Origin of the sequence: Pseudonocardia bannensis (genome assembly GCF_012911875.1) — a bacterium.
Taxonomy (GTDB): Bacteria; Actinomycetota; Actinomycetes; order Mycobacteriales; family Pseudonocardiaceae; genus Pseudonocardia; species Pseudonocardia bannensis.
On record NZ_JAAXKZ010000190.1, the window covers coordinates 1 to 7,265 of the forward strand.

A 7,265-nucleotide genomic window follows, 5' to 3' on the forward strand; every position below is an offset into this window, starting at 1 on the left:
CAGTACCGCGAAGAGCAGGCCCGACCAGCCGGCCAGCTGCGCGTGGCCCCGGGCGGTCGAGGCGATGCCTGCCGGCCCGGCGACGGGATCCGCCGGGGCGTCCGGTGCCGCACCCTTGCCTCGGGCCGGCATCCGCATGATTCCCTCCGGAGGTCGCCGTCCGCCGGATCGGAGCGCCCGTACGCCCGGCGGGAATCGCGCGATCCGGACAGTCCTCCCGGACGACCCGGCCGTCTAGGGACCTTGGTCCCGTCGGTCGTGGGCCAGGGGCGTGGACCGTGAACGGGCACGACGGCCCCGGACTAGGGTCTGTGGCATCAGCGAGCCATCCCACCACCCCGCCCACCACCCGTCGACCCGTACCCGCGACTGGGTGCACGAGGCCATCCGGCTCGTCGAGGCCGATGCGAACCGCTCGGCCGACACCCACCTGCACGTCCTCCCGCTGCCGCCGGAGTGGGGGGTCGAGGTGTATCTCAAGGACGAGTCGGTACATCCCACCGGCAGCCTCAAGCACCGGCTGGCCCGGTCGTTGTTCCTCTACGGACTGGCCAACGGCTGGATCACCGAGAAGACCACGCTCGTCGAGGCGAGCTCCGGGTCCACCGCGGTGTCGGAGGCCTATTTCGCCCGGTTGATCGGAATCCCGTTCGTGGCGGTCATGCCACGGGCCACCAGCCCGGAGAAGATCGCGCTGATCGAGCGCTACGGGGGGCGCTGTCACTTCGTCGACCGTGCTCCGGACATGTACGCCGAGGCCGAGCGGCTGGCCCACGAGTGTGGTGGGCACTACCTCGACCAATTCACCCACGCAGAGCGGGCCACCGACTGGCGGGGCAACAACAACATCGCCGAGTCGATCGTCGACCAGCTCGCTCTCGAGCAGCATCCGGTCCCGGAGTGGATCGTCGTCGGCGCCGGGACCGGCGGCACCTCCGCGACCATCGGCCGCTATATGCGCTACCGGCGCCTGCGCACCCGGCTCGCGGTCGTCGACCCGGAGGGCTCGGCGTTCTTCCCCGCCTGGGCCACCGGTGCGACGGACTACACCACCGGGGTGGCGTCGCGGATCGAGGGGATCGGCCGGCCGCGGATGGAACCCAGCTTCATGCCGGGTGTGATCGACCTGATGATCCCCGTGCCCGACGCGGCCAGCGTCGCCGCGGCCCGGCACCTCCACGCGGTGACCGGGCGGTGGGCGGGCGGCTCCACGGGGACGAACCTGTGGGGCGTGTGGCAGCTCGTCGCGCGGATGCGGTCCGAGGGCGTCCGGGGCAGCGTCGTCACGCTGATCTGTGACGGCGGCGAGCGCTACCGGCACAGCTACTACGACGACGGCTGGGTCGCGGCGCAGGGCCTGGACCTCGCCCCCTACACCGCCACACTCGAGCGCTTCCTCGCCACGGGCGAGTGGGCGCCCCCCGCCTAACCGAGGGCGGCCGCGGTGGCCAGCAGCAGCGCCTCGCTGTCCGGACGGCCGACCAGCTGCACCGGCACGCGCGCCGCACCCCAGCGCACCGGGACCACGATCGCCGGCAGCCCGGCAAGGTTCCATGCCTGGGTGTAGGGGATCCGCGACGCTGAGACGAGCAGCGTCGACAGGTAACCACGCCCCGCCAGTGCACCGGCGGCGACCGGCGGGCCGGCCACGGCGGGGAGCAGCAGCAGGTCGTGGCCGCCCTCGTCCATCCACGACACCACCCGCTGCCGCCAGGCGTCGGCGACACCGGGCCGGGGACCGCCGAAGCGCAGCACCCGGCGGCCCTTGCGCGCGATGACCGCCGTCCGCCGTTCGACGCCGCGGCGGTCCAGGCCGAGTTCGGCGACGTCGAGGGCGACGCCGGCGTGCCAGCGACGGGTCCAGCGGGAGATCAGCGCGAGGGGGTAGGGGGGATCGTCGGCGACCATCCGCACCCCCCGCTCGGCCAGCAGACGCGCGGCCTTACGCACGGCGTCGCGGTAGACCGGTTGCAGCCGGGCGATCGGGGACGGGCTGCGCAGCGACATCGCGATCCGGGCCGGCGGTGACGGTTCGGCGGGGGCGCGCCCCGACAGCACCTCGAACATGATCGCGGCGTCCGCGGCCGTCCGGGCGATCGGCCCGGCGACGCTCAGCCCGCACCAGTGCTCGTCGGCGCCGCCGGGCAACGGCACGGTCCCCGCACCCGGCTTCAACCCGACCAGACCGCAGTAGGCCGCCGGCATCCGGATGGAGCCGCCGCCGTCGGTCCCCAGCGCGAGCGCTGCCATCCCGTCCGCGACCGCGGCGGCGCTGCCGCCGCTGGACCCCCCGGGGTCCAGTCCCTCGTCGAGCGGGTTGCGGGTCGTTCCGAGGGCCGAGTCGGTGAAACCCCAGATCGCGAGCTCGGGCATCCGCGTCTTGCCGATCACGACCGCGCCCGCCCCGCGGAGTCGCCTGACGAGCTCGTCGTCGCGGCGGGCCGGCACGTCCGATGTCGCGGCCGAGCCGTGCCGGGTGGGGAAGCCGGACACGTCGACGTTGTCCTTGATGGCCACCGGGACGCCCGCCAGCGGCAGCGCGAAGCGGTCCGGCCGGGCGTCGACCCCCGCCGCCTCGGCGAGCACCCGTGGCGGGTCGACGGCCTGGAACGCACCGATGACCCGATCCCGCTCGGCGATCCGGGCCAGGTGCGCTCGTGCGATCTCGACCGCGCTGATGCGCCCGTCGCGCACGCGTCCGGCGAGCTCGACGGCGCTCAGCCCGGTCAACCTGCCCGGGTCGGCGGAAACCTTGCTGGCCATCGGCACACCTTTGCATCCGTCCCGGTCCGACGGACGGCGACCCGCCGGGTACAGGGGGTGACCGAACGGGGCATACCGGATCGGAACCGGGCGGCGCCGGATCCGCTGCGGAAGGATCAGGCTGCGGTGCCCACCGCTTCGTTCAGCGCCCGGTTCGGCAGCGGCAACCTGGCGTCCACGGCGCGCAGTACCTCGCTGTGGCCGCCGAGGGGCTGCAGGGCCGCGGTCACCGGAGCCAGCGCTTCGGCGCCGACCACCAGCGGGATCGCGGTGGCGAGGGCCCACACGACCAGCACCGCCGTCCCGGCTGCGGCGACGGCGCCGAGGGTCCGGTCCACCACGCGCAGCCGGCTGCGGACGAGGCCGCGAGAGATGAGCCGCCCGACGGCGCCCCCGGCCCACAGCCCGGCCAGCAGCCCGAGCGCGAGGCCCGCGAGGCGCAGCAGGCCCTGGGCGAGCGGCCCGGACCCGGCGGGTGCGAACAGCGCGGCCAGGGGCAGCGCGATCGCGATGCCGAGCAGCAGACCGGCCAACCGGCCGGTTCGCTCGGCCCCGCCGGAGCGGCGGAACCCGCCGACCGCGGCCAGCACGACGACGGCGATGAACAGGAGATCGAGCATGGTCAGGTCGAACGGCACGGTGGCCTCCCTCGATGGGCTCCGGTCACCGAGTTTGCCCCTGCTTGCTGAGAGGGACCTGAACGCCGGAGACCGGGGGGAGGCTTGGCGGAGGCGGACGGGAATCGAACCCGCCTGGCCGAGATGCTCGACCACGTCGGTTTTGAAGACCGCGAGGGCCACCAGGCACCCTGACGCCTCCAGGCCGGAGCCTAGGGCAGGGGCGATCAGCCCGCCGGACGCAGGGCCTCCGGCACGCCGGCGGCCACGTCGAACAGCGCGAGCAGGCCCGTGGCCTCCAGCGCGCGGGTGACGATCCGGGAGCCGCAGACCAGTCGCAGGAGGTGGCCGCGCTGCTCCGCGTCGTCCTTGGCCGCGACCAGAACGGCCAGCCCCGCCGAGCCGAGGAAGGTCACCGCGGAGAGGTCGAGAACCACCAACGGCACGCTCGGCAGGTGCTCGTCGAGTTCGTTGCGCAGCACCGGCGCGGTCATCGTGTCGATCTCGCCTCGAACGTGGACGACCACGGCACCGGGCCCGTGCTCGACCACCTCGAACCGGACCACCTCACCGGCGGCCGTCTCGCCGATCTCGGCGGGTGATTCGCCGCTCATGCGCACTCTGCTCCTCGACACCTCTCGTGAACTCATGGGGCGGACTGTGGTCTCAACCGCGACCCAACCCTACGGCCCCCCGTCGTCGGCACACAACAAAGCCCCACTGCACGCGTTTAGCCCGATGTGATGGCGGGCACAGCGGCCGTATCGGCCGTAGGTGTGCCCGAGGAGGACGACGTGTACCGCAGATCGCCCGAAGCCGATGCCAGGCGGATCGGCCAGGTGCTCGCCGCAGCCGAGTTCCCGGCCGCCAAGTGGCAGCTGATCGCCCACGCCGAGCACTACGGCGCCGACGCCTGCACCCGGGCCGAACTGTGGTCCCTGCCGGTGGCGACCTACCCCGACCTCACCGCCGTGCTCATGGTGCTCGGCCTGCTCACCCCACCGACGCGGGCCCGCCCGGGGTACCGCACCCAACCGGGGGTCCAGGCCGCGGCCCGCACCCGCCCGACCAGCTGAGACACCGCGCCGACTCAGCCGCTTCACCTGCCGTCCGTGGCGGCTGCCATCCTGCCGCCATGGGAGATCAGTTCGCGGTCCGTGTCGGTGTCCGCAGCTACGAGGTGGACGCCAACGGCCACGTCAACCACGCCGTGTACCACCAGTACGGCGAGCACGCGCGGATGGAGCACATGCGCGCCGCGGGCTGCTCGCCCGTCGAGCTGGGCCGGCGCGGCTGGGGTGTGGTGCTGCTGGAGACCCACGTCCGGTTCCTGAGCGAGCTGCTGCTCGGCGAGCAGGTGGAGATCAGCTCGCGGGTCGAGTTCGGCGAGGGCAAGACGTTCGGCATCGAACACGTGCTGCGCCGGGTCGACGAGCCGGACGGCAGGGTCGCCGCGGAGATCAGCTGCCGGATGGGGCTGCTCGACACGACCGCGCGACGGCTCGTGGCCGACCCCGGCGCGCGGTTCGCCGAGGTCGCGACCGACCCGGGGCTGCTGGGCATCGGCCGGGGATGACCCCGGACACGCGGATCAGTCGATCGTGTGGTCGGTGCGGCCGCGAACGGCGGGGACGAGCCCGATCGCGCAGATGACCCAGCGCCGGGTGGTGCTGCCCCACCGCAGGGCCCGCGGAAGCGCACCCGGGGCCGGCCGGGCAGCACGGTCGCGGCGGGGCGATCACGGTGCCGCGGGTGCTCGCGGTCGGCTACCACCACTTCGCCTGGCTGCTGTTCGTGCTCGACCCGCGCTGGAGCTGCCGCTTCAACGCCGACTTCGAGGACCACGCCGAGCACTCCTACTCACCGTGCACCGCGGCGAGTTCGTCGGGCTGATGGGACCCTCGGGCTGCGGCAAGTCGACACTGCTGCACCTGCTGGCCGGGCTCGACCGGCCCGACGAGGGCACCGTGTCGCTGGGTCGCTGGCCGGCATTCGGACCGAGGAGCTCAGCGAGGCCCGCGCCCGCGACCTACTCGACACCCTGGGCCTGCTGGACAAGCCCGGTGAGGCGCCGGGGGCGCTGTCCGGCGGGCAGCGCCAGCGTGTGGCGATCGCCCGGGCGCTGGCCAACCGGCCGACCCTGCTGCTGGCCGACGAGCCGACCGGGGCGCTGGACTCGGAGGGCGCGGCCGGGGTGCTCGACCTGTTCCGCCGGCTGCACCGGGCCGGGCAAGGGACCCGCCGCTACGGCGCCGATCTGCGCGTGGTCACCGACGCCGCGCATCCCGACCGGGGCGCGGCGCAGCTACTGGCCATCGAACCGTGGCGCTCCACGGGGATGGGCGCGCTGTGCATCGATCCGGGACCGGTCGGCGAGGCGGTGCGCATCGGGCACGCCTCGGCGGTCGCCGCTCTCGACGCCGCCGGGGGCTGAGGACCGCGGCGGGTGTCCGCATTCCGATCACGGCGGCGCAGCCCGCCTCCCGAACGGTTACCGTCGTCGCCATGGGCAAGGGTGGGACGGGTAGCGAGACCGACCGCGGCATCGACCGCGGCATCGACGGCGTGATCGACGCCGCGAGCCCCACCGGCCGACGGCCGCGGGCCGGCATCGTGGTCACCGGTAGCGAGCTGCTGACCGGGGCGATCCCCGACCGGAACGGTCCGTGGCTGGCCGAGCGTCTCGGCGAGCTGGGCTTCGAGGTCGCGCACCTGCTGATCGTCGGTGACCGGCCGGAGGACCTCGCCGACGCGCTGCGCTTCGTCGCCGATGCGGGGGCCGAGCTGATCGTCACCAGCGGCGGGCTGGGCCCGACCGCGGACGACCTCACCGGGGAGGTCGTCGCCGCGTTCGCCGGTGTCGACCTGGTGCTCGACGAGGACATGCAGGCGCACATCGCGGGGATCCTGGCCAGGTGGGCGGCCCGGACCGGCTTCGGCGGCCCCGCCCTGGAGGCGGCCAACCGCAAGCAGGCGATGGTGCCCCGCGGTGCCGTCGCCCTCGACCCGGTCGGTACCGCGCCCGGCCTGGTCGTCTCCCGGCCCGGCGGCCCGCTGGTGGTCGTGCTGCCCGGACCGCCGCGGGAGCTGGAGGGCATGTGGCCGGCCGCGCTGGCCGCCGAGCCCGTCGCCGCGCTGCTGGCCCGGGTGCCGCGGGCCCAGGCCCGCTCACTGCGCTACTTCGGGTTGCCCGAGTCCGAGATCGCCGCGACCCTGCGCGAGCTGGAGTCCCAGCTGGACCTCTCGGCCGTCGAGGTCACCACCTGCCTGCGCCACTCGGAACTCGAGGTCGACCTGCGGCCCCGGCCGGGTGCGGAGGACCTCGCGGAGAAGCTCGCCGGTGAACTCGTCTCCCGGCACGCCAAGCACCTGGTCAGCGCGGACGGGACGAGCACCGACGAACTGGTCGCCCGCGCGCTGCTGGATGGTGGCCTGACCGTGGCGACGGGGGAATCCTGCACCGGCGGGCTGCTGGCCGGCCGGCTCGTCGACCGGCCCGGATCCTCCTCCTACGTCGCCGGTGGGGTGGTGGCCTACTCGAACGAGGCCAAGGTCGAGATGCTGGACGTGCCCGCGGAGCTGATCGACCGGCACGGGGCGGTGTCACCGCAGGTGGCACGGGCCCTGGCGGACGGGGCCCGGGCCCGGTTCGGCGCCGACATCGGCGTCGGCATCACCGGGGTGGCCGGTCCCGACGGCGGCAGCGAGACCAAGCCGGTCGGCTACGTGTGCTTCTGCGTGACCACCGCCGACGGCCAGGTGATCAGCCGTGATCCGGTCCTGCCGGGCAGCCGGTCGGACATCCGGGAGCGCTCGGTGGACCTCGCGATGCACCTGATCCTGCGCGCCGCGGGTGCCCGGCCACCATCCCCGTAACCCCCGGCC

General features: G+C 74.2%; 9 protein-coding genes, 1 tRNA gene and 1 pseudogene. 7 read left to right on the top strand and 4 right to left on the bottom strand.

Annotated features, from left to right (window positions below; all coding sequences use genetic code 11):
• Positions 1–373: 373 nt before the first annotated feature.
• On the top strand, positions 374–1,429 hold the full coding sequence (gene cds1 / locus HF519_RS28635; RefSeq protein ID WP_312860413.1) for an L-cysteine desulfhydrase Cds1: 1,056 nt from the start codon (positions 374–376) through the stop codon (positions 1,427–1,429).
• On the opposite strand, the gene HF519_RS28640 is transcribed toward cds1, so the two are convergent.
• The 4 genes from HF519_RS28640 to HF519_RS28655 all read right to left on the bottom strand — a co-directional run bounded on the left by HF519_RS28640 (position 1,426) and on the right by HF519_RS28655 (position 3,994).
• Positions 1,426–2,763, bottom strand: coding sequence for an amidase (locus HF519_RS28640; protein WP_169416099.1), 1,338 nt, complete (start codon positions 2,761–2,763; stop codon positions 1,426–1,428). The genes cds1 and HF519_RS28640 overlap by 4 nt on opposite strands.
• A gap of 116 nt (positions 2,764–2,879) precedes the next feature.
• The gene (locus tag HF519_RS28645) at positions 2,880–3,401 is read right to left on the bottom strand and encodes a CvpA family protein (RefSeq protein WP_169416100.1); all 522 of its coding nucleotides are present in this window, start codon (positions 3,399–3,401) and stop codon (positions 2,880–2,882) included.
• A gap of 85 nt (positions 3,402–3,486) precedes the next feature.
• Positions 3,487–3,582 (bottom strand) — tRNA-Sec (locus HF519_RS28650).
• Between the two features lie 25 nt (positions 3,583–3,607).
• On the bottom strand, positions 3,608–3,994 hold the full coding sequence (locus HF519_RS28655; RefSeq protein WP_169416101.1) for an STAS domain-containing protein: 387 nt from the start codon (positions 3,992–3,994) through the stop codon (positions 3,608–3,610).
• 180 nt (positions 3,995–4,174) lie between these two features.
• Between HF519_RS28655 and HF519_RS28660 the strand changes: the two genes are divergently transcribed.
• The 6 genes and pseudogenes from HF519_RS28660 to HF519_RS28680 all read left to right on the top strand — a co-directional run bounded on the left by HF519_RS28660 (position 4,175) and on the right by HF519_RS28680 (position 7,256).
• Complete coding sequence (locus HF519_RS28660; RefSeq protein ID WP_169416102.1) at positions 4,175–4,456, top strand: DUF2795 domain-containing protein; 282 nt, start codon at positions 4,175–4,177, stop codon at positions 4,454–4,456.
• 59 nt (positions 4,457–4,515) lie between these two features.
• Entirely contained in the window at positions 4,516–4,956 is a 441-nt protein-coding gene (locus tag HF519_RS28665) for an acyl-CoA thioesterase (RefSeq protein ID WP_169416103.1), read from the top strand.
• Positions 4,957–5,132: 176 nt separating this feature from the next.
• Positions 5,133–5,273: a hypothetical protein gene (locus HF519_RS32040; RefSeq protein WP_169416104.1), complete on the top strand. Its 141-nt coding sequence runs from the start codon at positions 5,133–5,135 to the stop codon at positions 5,271–5,273.
• A 157-nt stretch (positions 5,274–5,430) separates the two neighbouring features.
• A pseudogene (locus tag HF519_RS33130) lies at positions 5,431–5,484 on the top strand (hypothetical protein); the annotation flags it as partial.
• The gene (locus HF519_RS32620; protein ID WP_312860414.1) at positions 5,485–5,814 is read left to right on the top strand and encodes a hypothetical protein; all 330 of its coding nucleotides are present in this window, start codon (positions 5,485–5,487) and stop codon (positions 5,812–5,814) included.
• A 71-nt stretch (positions 5,815–5,885) separates the two neighbouring features.
• On the top strand, positions 5,886–7,256 hold the full coding sequence (locus HF519_RS28680) for a competence/damage-inducible protein A (RefSeq protein WP_169416105.1): 1,371 nt from the start codon (positions 5,886–5,888) through the stop codon (positions 7,254–7,256).
• Positions 7,257–7,265: the final 9 nt, after the last annotated feature.